Origin of the sequence: Gardnerella sp. KA00771 (assembly GCF_049244045.1) — a bacterium.
Lineage (GTDB): Bacteria > Actinomycetota > Actinomycetes > Actinomycetales > Bifidobacteriaceae > Bifidobacterium > Bifidobacterium swidsinskii.
Genome location: NZ_CP058368.1, coordinates 1,488,209 through 1,504,421, shown reverse-complemented (window position 1 = coordinate 1,504,421; position 16,213 = coordinate 1,488,209). Strand labels below are relative to the sequence as shown.

Sequence of the window (16,213 nt, the reverse complement as noted above, 5' to 3'; positions counted from 1 at the left end):
TTTGCGGTGGTCATGGCTCAGGTGAGACGCCCGGTCCCATTCCGAACCCGGAAGCTAAGGCCTGACACGGCGAGGGTACTGCACTCGATAGGGTGTGGGAGACTAGCACGCTGCCGCATTATTTTTCTAGCGGGGAGTTTTCACTCCCCGCTTTTTTATTTTCGTATACTACTGTTTTTGTAATCCTCCAAACTCTGGACAACGCTCGCGCTATAAGTGCTCACTGCTGAGCTTGCACGGAAAGTCCACTGGACTTTCCGTCTGAGCAAGCTCACGCTCCGAATTGCTTTCGCGCGCGCAATGCTGCGCTCAAGCAGGTCGTCGCGCAAACGCGAGGAAAGTACTGCGTGCGTATTTGGTGCGATATACTAAAAGCATGACTACACAAACTTTTGAAGTACTCGCAAAGTCGCGATTTTCTGCACGTGATTTTCTAAATAAGCCAGTCGATTCTAAAATACTTGAAACTATTTTGCAAACAGCTGCACAATCGCCGAGCTGGTCTAACACTCGTGGCTACATGCTCGCTATTGCTCAAGGAGAACGCAAGCAGCAGCTTATTGATGCTTATACGCAAAAATGCAAAGCAATGTTTCGTACTAAAGACGCTACCCTTAGCGAATACGAGCGCATGATAGCCCAGAAAATGAGCCAGCCGGATGGAGATTTTCCTGTAATGGCTCCGTATCCGCAATCGCTTAAAGAGCGCAGTGCGCGTTTAGGGTTGGCGTTGTATAAACATTTAAATATTGATCGTAAAGATTTTCCTGCTCGAAATGCTCACACTTTGCGCAACTTCCAGGCGTTTGGTGCGCCAGTTATGGGATTTGTGCTTGTACGCCGTGATTTTCTACCATTTGCTGCGCTGGATGCTGGAATTATGCTGCAAACGTTACTGTTGGCTGCCAAAGAGCAAGGCGTAGATTCATGCCCGCTTGGCGTTCTTGCTACATGGCGTTCGCCGCTTGACGAAGTATTCGACATTCCGCCGGAGTATGCGCTGATTACTGGTTTTGCGTTAGGGTATGCGTCTGAAGCGCACGTAAATGCTTTCCGTGCGGAGCATCCGCCAATCGAGCTTGCGCAGGAAAAGTAACTTCGCATAAACCAATCTATCTTGCAAAGCGCAAAGTACTTTGGAAAATATCAGATAGAATTGCTAAATATGTCCTATTTTCGCTAATTCTATCTTGCAAAAACCAAAGTACTTTGCTAAATTGAAGATAGAAGTGGAAGGAAAAGGAATGCGAATGATTTTCAATCGTCAAAGTTACATAAGGAAACTTAACCAGCTTAGTTGGAATGGTCTGGTTAAAATCATTACTGGTGTGCGCCGCGCGGGAAAGTCGTTCATTCTTAACGAGCTGTTCTATAATTCTCTTATTTCTCAAGGTGTTTTGCAGAAGAATATTATTCGGTTTGCCTTTGATGCAGACGAAGATATTGATCGTCTTGAGCCATTCGCAAATGGCGAGCCAGTAAAAATCGCAGATAAAAAACTTGGCTACGTTATAAATGCTAAAGTGTTCCGTCGCTACATTGCGTCGCAAATAAATGATAGTGACAAGTTTTACATTTTCCTCGACGAAGTGCAATTGCTTGACAATTTTGTTGGTACACTTAACAGTTACTTAAGGCATGCAAATTTAGACATATATGTTACTGGATCTAACTCCCGTTTTCTTTCATCAGACATTGTTACTGAATTTAAGGGGAGAAGCACAGAAGTTCACGTTCAACCTCTTACTTTTGCCGAATACATGGAAAGTTCTAGCAAAACGGTTTCGGAATCTTGGGCAGATTACATTGTTACTGGCGGAATACCGCTTGTAGCTAGAATGCAAAATGTTGAGGAACAAATAAACTACCTTGAAAATCTTGTTAAAGAAACTTATTTGAAAGATGTAGTTCAGCGAAACGGCGTGCGAAAAGAACAGGCTCTTTCTGAAACTTTGCAAGTAATAGCTTCATCAATAGGTGCTCCTGTTAATCCAAGGAAACTTTCTAACACGTTTATTAGCCACGGATATGGGGAAATTACTTCAGCAACTGTTAGTCGTTTCATAGACTATTACAGTGATGCTTTTCTTGTAAGTAAAGCTCAAAAGTATAATATTAAGGGCAAAAAATACATTGATTCCTTGTTCAAAATTTACTTTGAAGACATTGGAGTGCGCAACGCTTTGCTTAATTTTAGGCAAATCGAAGAGTCGCATATTATGGAAAATGTTATATACAACGAATTAAGATATCGCGGATATAACGTGGATATTGGCGAAATGAATATTGCCGAAAATACTGGTCGAAAAGATAAAAATAACCATGATATTTATGCGCAAAAATCTTTGGAAATAGATTTTATTGCTACTTTGGGAAGTGAAAAATATTATATACAATCTGCGCCCGCTATGCCAACGGAAGAAAAATCATTGCGAGAGAAACGCTCGCTTTACTATATTGATAATTCCTTCAAAAAGATAGTAGTTACGAAAAATGGATTGCATGCTACAAGAGATAATCGTGGGGTAGTCACCATGGACCTATTTGATTTTTTGCTTAATGAGGATAGCCTTAAGCTGTGATTTAATGCAATGCGGTTGGGGCTATGCACAAGCAAGTTGCTCAGTAGTGTATAAACTCTATGCAGAACAAATCAATAGCGGATAAATAAGTAAAGGTCAAGCTGTAGGATGTGTGGCTACAACTTGACCTTTGAAAATTGCGATATGTTTTTAAGTTAAAATCGTAGTCTAATGCTTTTATTTATTCTTGGCAATTCCAAGAGCTTTTGAACTTTCATCCTTGTCAAGGCCTATAAATAAAAGCACGATTATGCCAATAATCAGCGGAACATAACCGTATCCAGATCCGTGGATTATGCCGAATATTTCCATAAGCCCATTTGCTATTACGACTAGTGAAGATACTATAAAATATAGCTGCGCGCACCACGGTTTTTTAATGAGAAACATGGTTGCAAGTCCAAATAATCCAGCGATAATTTGAGGCACTCCCCATAGATAATCATTACGCATTACAATCAGCGCAATTCCGCTAGCAAGAAATACGCCATTGGCTATTGTCCAAAATACGGATGGAATTTGTGCTTTTGTATATTCTGAATTACTCATATTTTTCCTACTATAGCAGCATCATAATTGCTTTTGTTACAACCCAAGCCATCCAATCTGGCATCCCTGCTGATTTGCAGGCATTATAAATTCCGTCTTCAATCTTTCCAGTCCAATGCTCCAAAAATTTTATAAGCTCATTTAATCCTAAATGACTTTTAATGAATTGTTTAACTTGCTTAGGTAGTTTATGATAAATAGTTTTAATTGTTTTAACTACAAGACTAATTTTTCCACGTTCTTGTAATATGTTACGAAGCTCTGCTTGCGTTGGTTCTGCGTTAGATGCTGGAATTTTAATGAGATATCCATTAACTACATACACGCGGTAACCATCTTTTGTTGTGATGTGTTCGCATGCTATGTTTTTTTCAACGGTGCTATCTGTTGGCTCAAGAGCGAGTGCAGTAGAAGAAGGAACAACAATACTGCTAAAAATTAATGAAGCAGATAATACGCATGCTATAGCTAACTTCTTCATAATATGCCTTTCTGTACGAGAAGTAACTGTTTATGCCAAAAATCTTGACAATTTATAAATTAATGGCGTGCTAAAAGGTAAACAATATCTTGTATATGAAAACCTTTACAAATAATTACTATCTAAAACTGTTTAAGATTCATTAATCTTTTAAACTGAATCAGTAAGGCATACTATCTATATAGTTATGTTTATTTTTTAAAGGTATAACTGCATTACATTCCCAATACTTACCAAAGGCTCGAAAATAGAGTGAACCGCCTAAATGCTTTATGGTATCGCGATGAAGCAGAAGTCCTTTTTGAGATACTGAGCGAATTGCATCTTTACTTTTTCCGCCCAAAAATCGAACATTGAACTGTTTTATAACAATTTGTTTTTTACGTATCGAAATTCTGATGTAATAAACTAAAGAAGCATATTTTCGCATGTTCAAATATAGTTCTTCGATTAATTCAATAACTTCACAGATGATTTCATCGCTAATGTCTTCAGGAATATCGTTACTAGATATATTGCATATGGATCTTCCTTTTAATCCACAAGATGTATTGATTGAGTCGTTCATTTGTAGTGTATCTTCGATGTGCTGAATGAACTCGCTTCGAGCATCTTGCTTAGCAGTATTTCCACGTAGAATGTCGATAATATTATGTCCTTCTTCAAAAGCCTGATCTGCCAAATCATTTATTGCCTCAATAGCACTTCGCTGTTTTTTAGAAATAGACTTGTCAAGTAATGCTATTTTACTTTGTAGTGCAATATCTGCAATCTTATTAGTTAATCTATCGTGCATTCGCACAGCCAGATGAAGATTATTAATTGTTTGCTTATCTTTTTCATAAAGAACCATTTTTTGGTGAGAAATACGCAAAATAATACCAGTGCAAACGCAAAATATATTTATTAAAAGGTAAGCAATAAGATACTTGAAAGATAAAGTTGATAGGTATCGGTATGCAACGTAGTGTAATGCGTCTATTACTAAGAATAAAGGTAGTGTAAATTGAATCGGATATAAATACGAAATAAAAACAAATGATATGATGAGCCCGAAAGTTACTGGTGGAAGATTCAGACTAGGAATAGCAAGAATGCTGAGATGCACAAAAATATAGCACATGCTCATAAAATGCGGAAGCAAGCAAAGGAACAGATTTATAGCAGCAAGAATCATGTAAACTATAACAAGTTGTATTGTGCTATTGTCGCTATTCGAGTAAATATACGCATCCATTGCGCTCGACAAACATCCCAATAGTAAAAATGTTTTATTGTCAATAAGCTTTTCTCGTAAACGACGCATTAAGAAAATAATCATTGTGTATCATTTCCTAAATATTCATCATGCAGCCATGTAGTAATAAGTTGTGAACGATTCGTCACATTCAGTTTTTTGAACACGCGACGAAGGATAGTTTCCACAGTACAAGTTTCAACAAATAAACGTTTAGCGATTTGCGCATTAGTCATTCCTCTACTGCACAACTTTACAATTTCAGTCTCATGATCCGTTAAAGCAAGGCGTCCATTTTTTGGCTTATTTTGCAAACGTTGAAATGCTGTCGTCGTGTCGTCAAAATGAAGATTGCCTATTATTTGTGGCTTGAATGTGCCATGGGCAATACTGCTAAGCATGGCGCAAATAGTTTCTGGGTGGTTCTTTCCAACAATGCCTTGTGCGCCTGCTGTTGATGCTTTTAAAGCATAATCGTTTATAGGGAATGAAGTTATAGCAATTATTATTGGGAGTGAGTATCTTCTTCGCAATTCGTATAATATTTTAATTCCCGAAACCCCAGACATATACATGTCAATTAGCAGCACGTCTGGGCATTGATTTTGACAAAATTGAATTGCTTGATTGGCGTACGCGGATAACCAGCAAATACTGCAGGACGGAACAACCTGCTCAATATATGTTTTTAGGCCGTGTAGACAAAAACAATCATCATCAACAATGCCAACAGTAATATGCTTTGCTATCATATTGCTCCTTTAGAAAAGCATTATTTAAGTAATAATAGTACTTGAATTTGTATGATGAATATCTTGTCTAGGAAAACCTTTACAAAGCAGATTGTATAAAGGTAGTTACTGGAGCTTACGGGGGGTTACTCCGCAGCGAATAAGTTCGATTAAAGCTTAGTGATTTAATCACAATGTGGTTGCGTCTATGCGCAAGCAAGTTGCTCAGTAGTGTATAAACTCTATGCAAAATAAATCATTCTCTGGTATTACGCAAGCTCCAATAATCATAAATAAAATCATCATTTAGTATGATGCAAACTCTTTACGGCGATTATAAGCTATTAACCAAGAGCTGAAATTCTAAATGAAGTGGTAATCATAAAAGCGTTAATTGCAGCATTGCCGAGCCTTTTATTTATTTTGGATCAGTTTGAGAGGCTTGTTTCGACGCATCCTATGTGTCTACGAGTTTGGAGAGTAAGGAACTTTGTGTTATGCGTAAGTTTACGAAAGTATTCTTGTTAGCTGCTCTGCCAGCGTGTTTGCTTACTGCATGCGCTGGTAGAGCAGTTGATGATAGTCAACAGCAGGCATCGCATGATTCAGTTCCACTTATTTCAGTCAAAAAACAGCCTTTAACACAAGTTGTGTCGGGTAAAGCAACAATAGAACAATCGTCTACCTTTGTTATCACTGCTGTAAGTAGAGGGAATTTTTCTCCATCGGTAAAAGCAGGAAGTGCTGTAAAAGCTGGAAGTATTTTAGGCTACAATGCTGGTAACAAAGTTATTGCTCCAGTAGACGCTAAAGTTGTGTCAGTGGCTGAATCATCTGCGGACGTGCCTAAATCTTTCCCGCTATTTACTCTTAAATATGAAGGTTTTTCAATAAGCCTTAACGCAAAAGCTTTACTTCGTTCTGCGGATATTGCAGATGTTAAAGGTCGCTTCCAAGTTGAAGATGGTGTTGGGCCAACCAATTGTTTGCAAATAGTACAAAGCGGTGGAACTTCTACAGATGTTGCAGCTTCGGGTAGTAGCAAGAATGATAATGCTGATTCAACTCAAACAGATGAGTCGAGTGCGCAAAGTACGCCTAGTGTATCGTCAAAAGTTTTAACGTGTTTAATAGATAAAAGCACAGAAGTAGAATCAGGCCAAAATGCGACGCTTGTTTTTAATGGCAAGCATAAACAATCGGTTCTAACTCTGCCTGTTAGTGCAGTTGCTGGAAGAGTCCAAAAAGGATTAGTCTCATACAAGAAAGGCGATAATTGGGAGCGTAAAGAAGTTGGTCTTGGAATCAGTGACGGCGCTAATATTGAAATTACGTCTGGTTTGCATGAGGGTGATGTTGTAGCAGGTGTTTCTCCTGATCTCATTCCAGGAGTGCAATGATTATGGAGAACAATCCTGTTCCACTGGTTGAACTACAAGACGTGTCAGCGCGTGTAAAACTAGGCAATGGCGAATGGCTTACCACTGTCAACTCTGCTTCTATGTTACTTAATCAAGGTGAAACATACGCGGTAGTTGGCAGGTCTGGCTCCGGCAAAACAAGTCTTATTTCTATTATTGGATTTTTGAATAAAAATTTTACTGGAAAATACTATTATTCTGGCAAATCAATCCAAAAGTGTAGTGATGCTACAGTATCGCATATGCGCGCTAGAAATATTGGTTTTGTTTTTCAAAACTATTCGCTTATTAAGCATTTAAGCATTAGAGAAAATGTTGAGTTGCCGCTTTTGTACGCAGGGCTACAACAAAGCAAGCAGACAAGAAGGAAAACGATAGAAGAAGCATTATGTGCTGTTGGATTGCAAGATAAACTAAATGAATACCCTGGAAGGCTATCAGGCGGTGAACAGCAGAGAGTCGCGATAGCGCGTGCTCTCGTCACTAATCCCGAATTACTTATTTGCGATGAGCCAACTGGTGCGCTCGATAGTAGCACGGGAGAAAAAGTGCTTCAAGTGTTGCATGATCGTGTTCAAGAATCTGGAACAACATTACTATTAGTCACTCATGATATGAAAGTGGCTCGTTCTTGCTCTCACATTTTTACTATGGAAGGCGGTGTTCTTTATGATCATGCTGCTTAAAGATTTGCGCCTGTCTCCTATGAGATCCTTCCTTACAGGTTTTTCAATGTTTATCGGCATCATTGCCGTTATTGCGTCAGTGCTTATTGGCACGGTTGGTAAGGACTATCTTATTGCAACTAACGAACAGCTAAACGGTCGTAGACCAACATACGAGATTACTTTTTCAGCACAAAATTTTGACGAATATTCAGTATTTAACAAATTCTTAAATCGCATTGAATCCGCAAATCGTAACGCTAACGTTATGCTACAACCAAACACTGGGCTACTGTTTAGCGCTTCTATGCCAGCTTTGAAGAGCGTAAAAATAAGCGAAGAATATAAAACTAGCAATCTTCAATATGTTGATGCTGTTTACACTACGTCAGGATACAATAAAGTTTATAACTTACCTATTGTAAGTGGAAGATGGTTTAGTAATAGCGCTAAAAGCAACGCATTAGAAATGGTAGTAAACCAATCTGCTAGCAAAAGATACAAGATTGGTGAAGTAGCATTTATTACTTCTCGCAAAACAACACAAATGAGTCCTATAAGGATTGTTGGAGTTGTGAACGATGGCGTAGACTCAGCAAAAGCATACGTGAATATTCTAGGCTTGTTACGTTACGCTCCAACTCTTTGGGAATATTCTGAAAAAGAAACTCACGGCTCAATCTACTGGTTAAATAAAGAAAATCGTTCTCAAAAATCAATTAAATCTTATGTTTCAGATGCTCTTTATGACTGTTGTGGTGGGCAAGTAAACGAAATTAGAAGACATGATAATAGTGATGATTACGAGAATGTGATAACAGTATTGCAATTAAGTTTTGCTATCGTAGCAGCATTATTGCTTTTTGTTTCCGCGCTAGGTTTAATCAATATTGGTTTAGCATCGTTGGAGCAGCGCACACATGAACTTCTTATACGCAGAGCTTTGGGTGCTACTAGATGGTCGATTGCTTCACTCGTGTTAGGCAGTGCGATTATTTTAGCACTAATAGTCTCGATTGCTGCCGTCGCTGTTTCTTTTGGTCTTGTGTCTATAGCATCAAGTTTTTGGGATGCATCAAGCCCAGTTAGTCCGCCAGTTTACCCATATGAAGCCGCTATTGGAGCTGTTATTGCGGCTTTTATCACAGCACTTGCTGGAAGTGTGGTGCCGGCAATAAAAGCATCGCGTTTACAACCAGCATTAGCATTGCGTTAATTTTCAAAAAATAAGAAAGAAGGAATAATGAATAATCATACTATTGGTAAAGCAACTCTTATTGTTGGTGTGCTTAGTGCGCTTCTTATGTTCAATGCTTGTGGAGGAGTAGACAACAATAATGCGAGTGGTATGGGTGGCGCGCGCTCGCAAAATAGTTCGCCTAGAGAGATTGTTGATTTTGCTCATATAGAGAAGGAATATCAGGAATCTGTGGCAAAGCTTAGTTGGCCTGAAAAATATAAAGCTCCTGCAAACTTGGTTGGAGAAGAAAAAGACAGTCAGTTCCAGAGTGGATATGGCGATACGCAAGCATCTAATTATTATCAGTGTGCTTGGGAGCGGCAATGGCTAGACACGTATGCTAGTGATGAACAAGCGGCAAGTAAAGCTTTGCATGAGCTTGAAAAAGTGCCTAGCATGCCGTTTATGGGTCCAGATCGTTGTGATGATGCAACGCGAAACTTTTTCAAAGAGCACATGCGTAAAGCAAAACTTGGAGATCCATCAGGATTCCAACAGGATGTGCAAACTAATTGTCCTGTGATGTAATTGCATTTGTATAGCTTTGTTGCGCTGTCGCGCTAAATGGCTTGTTATATGCTTCTTTTTACCCATGTTGATGGTGTCCAATAATCTTTGGTAAGCATTGATGGGTATGTTTGTTTACGAGCTTGAATAATCCATAAGGCTATACCTGTTGAAATAAGTATTACGCCAGAAGCAATCATTATGAATAATGATGAATTTAGATTTCCCCATGCTAGTACGCTTGCATACCCTACGATAATGCCGCATTGCTCCATAATAGAAGTAAAAGTAGTAGTTGCGCCGAGAATGCGTGTTGGTATGCCGTCGAGAAGAGCTGTTTGCCCATAGACAATAGTGGCGTCAAAAATAATACCTGCAATGAAAGCAGAGCAAAGAAAAAGAGCAATCCAATTATTAAGTGCGAAAATAAGTAAAGGAATAGAAAGGAATCCAGGTAATAAAATGGAGTATAAAATCTCATAATGTAGCACAATATATTTGCATAATACTGAACCTACAATCATGCCAATGTTAAATATGCTGACTATTGATCCCCATGTGGATGCCGAATGAAAAAGCGTGAGACAATGGTGTGCTCCCATTAGTCTAAATGCAGCAAGCCATGATCCAGATTGTAATGCTGATACTGCTCCTAAGACTATTAACCATGGTGTAGATTTCATATAGTGTAGAGAGGCTGCAAAACCAGCAGTTTTATTGCTTCCTGTTTTCGTATTGTTTGCGCTATTTTGTGCTTGCTGGTTTAGATTAACTAACAGTAGAGGTAGCGCCGCTAATATCATCACAATAGCAATGCTCGTAAAGAAAATGAGAGGATTGCATATATCAACAAATATGCCAGTGATTGCAGGTGCAGCAAGCCTGCTGAGATTAATCCACATGCGCATGCTTGCTAAAAATTTGGTTTTTTCGCCAGTTGGTACACTATACGCCATCAATACTTTTTGATTAGGTGAAGAAAATGCAGTAAAGAACCCGAATATTATGCCGAGTAGCGTAACCATAATAGCAATAAGGTTATGCTGTGCTACTAAAGCGAAACCATATCCAGTGCACAGCAAGGCAAAGCAGAACGTTAGAGCTATAAACAATCTAGTTGGTGGATATTTATCTGCGATAATGCCGCCAAGTGGTGCTGCTATGCAGGTCATAAGTGCTACGGACACTGCGTTAAGTGCTGCGTGAGATAAGTCAACATGCATTAAAAGATATAGACTCACGCCAAATCTACAGCTTGTTAAAAGAAAAGCATTAAGCGATAAAACGGATATAATAAGAGTCGTGCGAATTCGTGCCGCAGCGTTCATTTCCTTCTCTTTTTTCTTTCATGTTATGAATGTCTTTCATATTCTGAATGATATATGCCTATTGATATACACCTTTTTCTGGACTGCGAGTGAAATTAGTGTTTTATTGCTGTTTATAGGCAGGGGCTGCGGCTACTGGCGATAGTAGGAGAGGAAGTTAGAGAGTTTGCCCATTGCGTCACGAAGTGTTTGCAAGCGTAGCAAGTAGATAACATGTAATTATTTTAAGGGATTGACGTTTGTTTAACAATGTAGTAAATTGATTTACAAGAGTTTAACATTACGGTTCAAAGGAGACTGAAATGAACTCTCGAGCGATGAAGTTTAGCGCATTTATGCGTAGGTTTTTATTTTTTATAGTTTCATTTTTTATTAGTTTAATGTTACTTTTTAATTCACCTACTTCTGCTTTTGCGAACACTGCTCATAGTGTGCGACCATTGGAAGAAGGTGATGTTATTTATCAAGTCTTAGTTGATAGATTTGCGGATGGTGATTCATCCAACAATGATTTTGGTCATGGTGAATATAACCCTAATGATTTAGGTTTTTATCATGGTGGCGACTGGAAAGGTCTAACTAATCATTTGGACTATATAGCAGGGTTGGGTGTTACTGCAATTTGGATTTCTCCTGTGTCTGAACAAGAACCGTTGTCAAAAGACGGTAAAGAAGCAAGCTATCATGGTTATTTCACTAAAGATTTTGCAACACCAAATAAACATTTTGGTAGTAGAGCTGATTTGCAAAGGCTTATTAATGAAGCTCATAATCGTGGATTAAAGATGATTCTCGATGTTGTGCCAAATCACACGTCAGACTATCTTGATGCTTATGCTCGTAAATATAATGGGGCATATCATCCAGAAGGGTTTTTGAATAATCCAGCATTTTATCATCATTTTGGTGATTGTAAATTCGATAATACTGAATCGCAGTCTGATATAGAGCAATGTGATCTTGGTGGTTTAGATGATCTTGATCAGTCTAATCCGCAAGTCTCTAAATATCTTATTAAGACATATAAAGATTGGATTGATATGGGCTTTGATGGAATGAGAGTAGATGCTGCTCGTTCTATCCCGAAACCTTGGTTAAAGAAATTTGAGAAAGAAGTTGGGGTTCCATCATTTGGAGAAATATTTGTTGGTGATGTTGATTATGTTGCTGATTACCAAAACTACGAATGGGGTGCATTAGATTTTCCTTATTTCTTCACTGTGCGTAGAACTTTTTCAGCAGACACGGATATGCGTGACTTAGGGAAGCTATTTTCGCAGGATACGAAATATAGGAATCCAAACCAATTAGAGACATTTATTGATAATCATGACAGAGCAAGGTTTTTGACTTGGGCAAATGATGATTATCAACGTTTACGTTCTGCCTTGTCGTTTATGATGACTACCCGTGGTTTGCCGATTATTTATTATGGCACTGAACAGGCTGATGACGGTAATGGCAATGGTTCAGAAGTCCCTATTGCAAATAAGGATAATCGTAAAGATATGAAATCGTTTAACACTAAATCTCCGTTATACCAGCATATTAAACGATTAACAGAGATTCGTCGTAAGCACACTTCATTGAGGACAGGTCGTCAACTTGAGATGTGGTCTGCCAAAGATGTGTATGCTTTCTCTCGTATGGCCAAGGATAATAGCGATGAGGTTATTACAGTTGCTCATAATACTTGGGGTGAAAAGATGGTTACTATACCTCTTAGAGCAGAAAGTCATATCTCTGTAGGAACTGTTTTGACAGATATGATGAATACGAATCGTAAAGCAACTGTTGTGCCAGGAGGGGTAACCGGTAAACAGATTAAGGTGCTGTTATCTTCGCATGATGTCGCTATTTTTGCCGCAGAGACGTCTACTTCTGAGTATCACCCAGTTCGTCGGAATCTTACGAAGATTATGGTTCATGCGAATGTTCCTTTAGGTCATTCGCTAACTGTAAGAGGAGATACTTATCCACTTTCTTGGAATTATGGTCGTGCATGTCATTATTTGGGTAACGACATATGGGAATTTGAAATGGAAAGAATACCTAAAGGTAAAAAGTTCCAATTTAAGGCATTGCTTGATGACAAACAGTGGGTGTCTAAAGATAATGCCTTCGGAGTTGGAGGGGAGGAGGTAGAAACAAGCATGCATTTTTGATTTTGGTGTCTGTATGAACATGACATGTAGATTTATATGAGCCAGTGTTTGTGGCAATTAAAAAACTGTTTGCTTGTTATGTAGTCATACAACAAAGAATAAAAAAATTATTAGTTTGTTTTCTGATGCTTTAGAGAATCGTTCGTCATCCATTTTCTAAATGCAAAATGAGTGCAAGTTAACGTATGAATATAAAAAGAAGGTTACAATGAAGAAACTTACAAAAATATGTGCACTGATTGGTGCTGCTGCAATGATTGTTAGCGTAAGTGCGTGCGGTAGTACGAAATCGTCCGACGCTAATGGTGCAACATCGCTTACCATTTGGCATTATTGGGATGGCGCTAACGCCGATACCTTTGATGCAATGGTGAAGGATTTTAATGCTTCGCATAAAAATATTAAGATTAAGACTGCGAGCGTCCCGAATTCTGATTTTATGACGAAGCTTCGTGCATCGGCTTCGTCGAAGAGCTTGCCAGATATTTCTATAAGTGATTTGGTATGGGTGCCACAGATTGCAAAAATGGGCAATTTGACTGATCTTTCTAAGGTTATCAGCTCGAAAACGCTCGATGATGTGACTCCTGCATTGATTGACTATGGTCATATTGACGGCAAACAAGTTTCTGTGCCAGTGACTGCCAATAATCTTGCGTACATGTACAACAAGGATGTTTATAAAGAAGCTGGGTTAGATCCTAACAAGCCACCGCAAACATGGGATGAGTTGAAGAAAGTTGCCAAGACAATCAAGGAAAAGACGGGCAAGCCAGGGTATGATTTGCTTACTCAAGCAGGAGATAACGGCGAAGGTTTAACTTGGAACTTCCAGGTCAACTTGTGGCAAGCTGGCGGCGAATTCTTGACGAAGGATAATTCTAAGGCTGCATTCAATACGCCAGAAGGCAAGAAGGCTATGAACTTCTGGATGGATCTCATCAAGAGCGGCGTGAGCCCATATGCTAAGTGGGGCGAATTTGAAAAGGGCAAGGGTGGTTCTGCTCAGGAAGGTAGCTGGATGGTTGGCATCTGGGCGCCAGATCCACCATTTGATTTCGGTGTAGCAAAAGCCCCTCATCCAAAGGATGGTAAGGAGGCAACCAATCTCGGTGGTGAACAAGCAATCGTCTTCCACAATTCTGACGCTCGTGCCAAGGCTGCTGGCGAGTTCTTGAATTGGTTCTTGCAGCCAGAACAGGTGATCAAGTGGTCGCAAAAGACTGGCATGCTTCCTGTAACGAAGAGTGTTGCAAAGTCTGATAAGTATTTGGATTGGGTTAAGAAGGAACAGCCTCGTTTAATTCCGTTTGTGGAACAAATGGAGATTGCTCATACACGTCCAAATACGCCATTGTATCCAAAGATTTCCTTCGAATTTGCAAAGGCTGTGGAGAAGGCTTTCGCTGGAGAGCAGAGTGTTGACGAAGCGCTTGCGAATGCTGAAAAGGCAGTAAACGACGTGATTGCCAAAGGCTGATTGCATAAATACTGTGCCGATAGCTGGGTCGAATGAAATAAAGTTGGCTCAGCTATCGGAGTTCTTTGCATCAAGGAGTATGTAATGAAAAAACGTCATTTTCTCAAGTCTGCGCACAGGCACTACCAGAAAGATCAGGTAATTTGTGCTGCGGTATTCTTGTTGCCAGCAGTGCTTATTATTGGTGGTTTCGTGCTGTACCCTGTGTTGTCTGCTGTATATATTTCACTAACATCGTGGGATGGATTCTCTCCAGAAAAGAAATTTATTGGCTTGGAAAACTATGCTCGTCTTTTCCAAGATCCTGAGTTTTTCAACAGCTTAATGGTAACAATTATTTATGCTGCTGGTGTATGTGTATTAAGTGTGCTGACTGGATTGTTGCTCGCGCTTTTGCTTGATGCACCTATACGAGGTAGGAGTATTTATCGTAGTATTTACTTCCTTCCAGTGGTTACATCTTCTGTGGCTGCAGCCATTGTGTGGAAATATATGCTCGATCCTTCTGGATTCGTGAACAGTGTGTTGATGAAATTCAATATACACGGACCAGATTGGTTACAAAATCGCTGGCTTGCGCTTATTGCATTAATTCTTTTGACCGTGTGGAAAAATATTGGTTTTAACGCTATTTTGTATTTAACTGCGTTACAAGCATTGCCAAAAAGTGTGTATGAAGCGGCTGCATTAGATGGAGCTACTGGGTGGCAAAAATTATGGAAGATTACTTTCCCATTGCTGTCTCCAATGACGTTTTTTGTAGTAGTTCAGGCATTGGTGACGAGCTTCCAATCCTTCGACCTTGCATACATGCTCACGGGTGGTGGGCCTCGCGGAGGCACGGAAGTGCTTGGCATGATGATGTATCGGGATGCGTTCAAGCTTGGTGATTTTGGCTATGGAACAGCAATAGCGTTTATTACACTTGCGCTAGTGCTAGGCGTGACGATGGTTCAATGGAAAGTTTCTGGAGCACAAGGAGAAGAATAATGAAATCATCATTATGGTCGCGTTTGGCGCGTCATGCGATTCTGATTTTAGGTTCAGCAACAGTAATCATTCCATTTTTGTGGATGTTCACTACTTCTTTGCAAATGCGTGCTGAAACATACACGAATACTTCAATTTTTCCTACATCATGGCATTGGGAAAACTATATTCACGCTTGGCAAGCTGCGCCGTTTGCACAATATTACTGGAATACGCTATTGATGACGGTAGGAATTGTTGTAGGACATTTAATATTTGATGCCTTTGCTGCCTACGCTTTTGCGCGCTTAGAATTTCCTTTGAAGAAAACAATATTCATTCTGCTGCTTTCTGCATTGATGATTCCTAATTTTGTGATTGTTATTCCGTCCTATGAGATAGTCGCTAATTTGGGGTGGGTTGATACGCTGTATGCTTTGGTTGTTCCTAGACTTGCAGATGTGTTTGGCATTATTTTACTTCGCCAATATTTTGCAACAATTCCTCGAGAGCTTGATGAGGCAGCGCGCATTGACGGTTGTGGCAGGTTTGGAATATTCTTCAAACTGATTGTTCCATTGTCATATCCAGCGTTTGCGACGCTTGGTATTTTCAGTTTTCTCTTTGCGTGGAATGATTTCCTTTGGCCGTTATTGGTTACGAATACGGATGAAACTCGTACAATCCAGATTGGTTTAGCATCCTTCGTAGGGCGTTATGGAACCTCTTGGAATTATTTGATGGCAGGAACTTTGACTGCAACAATACCAAGTATCATTGTGTTCCTTTTCTTCCAACGTGCGCTCGTTAGAGGAATTGCAAATACGGGTATGAAAGATTAGAAATTGTAGAAATATT

General features: G+C 39.5%; 14 protein-coding genes, 1 rRNA gene and 1 pseudogene. 11 read left to right on the top strand and 5 right to left on the bottom strand.

The features are described 5' to 3' along the window. The first annotated feature begins 2 nt into the window (after positions 1-2). The 3 genes from rrf (at position 3) to HXT57_RS06060 (ending at position 2,582) form a co-directional block, all read left to right on the top strand. Positions 3-119, top strand: a 5S ribosomal RNA gene (rrf, locus tag HXT57_RS06070). 257 nt (positions 120-376) lie between these two features. Beyond that, positions 377-1,096 carry a nitroreductase family protein gene (locus HXT57_RS06065; protein ID WP_041160617.1) on the top strand — a complete coding sequence of 240 codons (720 nt, stop codon included), beginning with the start codon at positions 377-379 and terminating at the stop codon, positions 1,094-1,096. A gap of 154 nt (positions 1,097-1,250) precedes the next feature. Then, complete coding sequence (locus HXT57_RS06060) at positions 1,251-2,582, top strand: ATP-binding protein (protein WP_415707550.1); 1,332 nt, start codon at positions 1,251-1,253, stop codon at positions 2,580-2,582. A 177-nt stretch (positions 2,583-2,759) separates the two neighbouring features. Here the strand turns inward: HXT57_RS06060 and HXT57_RS06055 are convergent, their stop codons facing one another. The 4 genes from HXT57_RS06055 to HXT57_RS06040 all read right to left on the bottom strand — a co-directional run bounded on the left by HXT57_RS06055 (position 2,760) and on the right by HXT57_RS06040 (position 5,601). Then, on the bottom strand, positions 2,760-3,131 hold the full coding sequence (locus tag HXT57_RS06055; protein ID WP_004108219.1) for a hypothetical protein: 372 nt from the start codon (positions 3,129-3,131) through the stop codon (positions 2,760-2,762). Positions 3,132-3,141: 10 nt separating this feature from the next. Next, positions 3,142-3,612 (bottom strand): hypothetical protein, encoded by a 471-nt coding sequence (locus HXT57_RS06050; protein ID WP_004108217.1) that lies wholly within the window; start codon positions 3,610-3,612, stop codon positions 3,142-3,144. A 160-nt stretch (positions 3,613-3,772) separates the two neighbouring features. Then, positions 3,773-4,933 carry a hypothetical protein gene (locus HXT57_RS06045; RefSeq protein WP_004108215.1) on the bottom strand — a complete coding sequence of 387 codons (1,161 nt, stop codon included), beginning with the start codon at positions 4,931-4,933 and terminating at the stop codon, positions 3,773-3,775. Further along, complete coding sequence (locus HXT57_RS06040; protein ID WP_004108214.1) at positions 4,930-5,601, bottom strand: response regulator; 672 nt, start codon at positions 5,599-5,601, stop codon at positions 4,930-4,932. The genes HXT57_RS06045 and HXT57_RS06040 overlap by 4 nt, the downstream gene beginning before the upstream one ends. A gap of 476 nt (positions 5,602-6,077) precedes the next feature. Here HXT57_RS06040 and HXT57_RS06035 point away from each other — a divergent pair, with 476 nt between their 5' ends. The 4 genes from HXT57_RS06035 to HXT57_RS06020 are packed head-to-tail and all read left to right on the top strand — an operon-like array spanning position 6,078 to position 9,434. Then, complete coding sequence (locus tag HXT57_RS06035) at positions 6,078-6,980, top strand: efflux RND transporter periplasmic adaptor subunit (protein ID WP_102703486.1); 903 nt, start codon at positions 6,078-6,080, stop codon at positions 6,978-6,980. Next, on the top strand, positions 6,977-7,687 hold the full coding sequence (locus HXT57_RS06030) for an ABC transporter ATP-binding protein (RefSeq protein WP_102703485.1): 711 nt from the start codon (positions 6,977-6,979) through the stop codon (positions 7,685-7,687). The genes HXT57_RS06035 and HXT57_RS06030 overlap by 4 nt, the downstream gene beginning before the upstream one ends. Then, on the top strand, positions 7,671-8,882 hold the full coding sequence (locus HXT57_RS06025; protein ID WP_103014047.1) for an ABC transporter permease: 1,212 nt from the start codon (positions 7,671-7,673) through the stop codon (positions 8,880-8,882). Before HXT57_RS06030 ends, HXT57_RS06025 begins: the two co-directional genes overlap by 17 nt. A gap of 27 nt (positions 8,883-8,909) precedes the next feature. Then, on the top strand, positions 8,910-9,434 hold the full coding sequence (locus tag HXT57_RS06020) for a hypothetical protein (protein WP_102703483.1): 525 nt from the start codon (positions 8,910-8,912) through the stop codon (positions 9,432-9,434). A 44-nt stretch (positions 9,435-9,478) separates the two neighbouring features. Here the strand turns inward: HXT57_RS06020 and HXT57_RS06015 are convergent, their stop codons facing one another. Next, positions 9,479-10,741, bottom strand: a complete 1,263-nt coding sequence (locus HXT57_RS06015; protein WP_102703482.1) for an MFS transporter — start codon at positions 10,739-10,741, stop codon at positions 9,479-9,481. Between the two features lie 302 nt (positions 10,742-11,043). On the opposite strand from HXT57_RS06015, the pseudogene HXT57_RS06010 reads away from it, so the two are divergent. From HXT57_RS06010 to HXT57_RS05995, 4 genes and pseudogenes are all read left to right on the top strand, one after another. After that, positions 11,044-12,129, top strand: a pseudogene (locus tag HXT57_RS06010) (alpha-amylase family glycosyl hydrolase); the annotation flags it as partial. A gap of 985 nt (positions 12,130-13,114) precedes the next feature. Beyond that, positions 13,115-14,386: an ABC transporter substrate-binding protein gene (locus HXT57_RS06005; protein ID WP_033888414.1), complete on the top strand. Its 1,272-nt coding sequence runs from the start codon at positions 13,115-13,117 to the stop codon at positions 14,384-14,386. An 84-nt stretch (positions 14,387-14,470) separates the two neighbouring features. Next, positions 14,471-15,376: a carbohydrate ABC transporter permease gene (locus tag HXT57_RS06000; RefSeq protein ID WP_012914542.1), complete on the top strand. Its 906-nt coding sequence runs from the start codon at positions 14,471-14,473 to the stop codon at positions 15,374-15,376. After that, positions 15,376-16,197, top strand: a complete 822-nt coding sequence (locus HXT57_RS05995; protein WP_004108195.1) for a carbohydrate ABC transporter permease — start codon at positions 15,376-15,378, stop codon at positions 16,195-16,197. Before HXT57_RS06000 ends, HXT57_RS05995 begins: the two co-directional genes overlap by 1 nt. The last annotated feature ends 16 nt before the right edge of the window (positions 16,198-16,213 follow it).

Excerpts from the sequence above, each read along its gene's own strand:
- HXT57_RS06015 (WP_102703482.1), bottom strand. The coding sequence starts at position 10,741 with ATGAACGCTGCGGCACGAATTCGCACGACTCTTATTATATCCGTTTTA.
- HXT57_RS06040 (WP_004108214.1), bottom strand. The coding sequence starts at position 5,601 with ATGATAGCAAAGCATATTACTGTTGGCATTGTTGATGATGATTGTTTT.
- HXT57_RS06020 (WP_102703483.1), top strand. The coding sequence starts at position 8,910 with ATGAATAATCATACTATTGGTAAAGCAACTCTTATTGTTGGTGTGCTT.
- HXT57_RS06060 (WP_415707550.1), top strand. The coding sequence starts at position 1,251 with ATGATTTTCAATCGTCAAAGTTACATAAGGAAACTTAACCAGCTTAGT.
- HXT57_RS06005 (WP_033888414.1), top strand. The coding sequence starts at position 13,115 with ATGAAGAAACTTACAAAAATATGTGCACTGATTGGTGCTGCTGCAATG.
- HXT57_RS05995 (WP_004108195.1), top strand. The coding sequence starts at position 15,376 with ATGAAATCATCATTATGGTCGCGTTTGGCGCGTCATGCGATTCTGATT.
- HXT57_RS06050 (WP_004108217.1), bottom strand. The coding sequence starts at position 3,612 with ATGAAGAAGTTAGCTATAGCATGCGTATTATCTGCTTCATTAATTTTT.
- HXT57_RS06025 (WP_103014047.1), top strand. The coding sequence starts at position 7,671 with ATGATCATGCTGCTTAAAGATTTGCGCCTGTCTCCTATGAGATCCTTC.
- HXT57_RS06045 (WP_004108215.1), bottom strand. The coding sequence starts at position 4,933 with ATGATTATTTTCTTAATGCGTCGTTTACGAGAAAAGCTTATTGACAAT.
- HXT57_RS06055 (WP_004108219.1), bottom strand. The coding sequence starts at position 3,131 with ATGAGTAATTCAGAATATACAAAAGCACAAATTCCATCCGTATTTTGG.
- HXT57_RS06030 (WP_102703485.1), top strand. The coding sequence starts at position 6,977 with ATGATTATGGAGAACAATCCTGTTCCACTGGTTGAACTACAAGACGTG.
- HXT57_RS06065 (WP_041160617.1), top strand. The coding sequence starts at position 377 with ATGACTACACAAACTTTTGAAGTACTCGCAAAGTCGCGATTTTCTGCA.
- HXT57_RS06035 (WP_102703486.1), top strand. The coding sequence starts at position 6,078 with ATGCGTAAGTTTACGAAAGTATTCTTGTTAGCTGCTCTGCCAGCGTGT.
- HXT57_RS06000 (WP_012914542.1), top strand. The coding sequence starts at position 14,471 with ATGAAAAAACGTCATTTTCTCAAGTCTGCGCACAGGCACTACCAGAAA.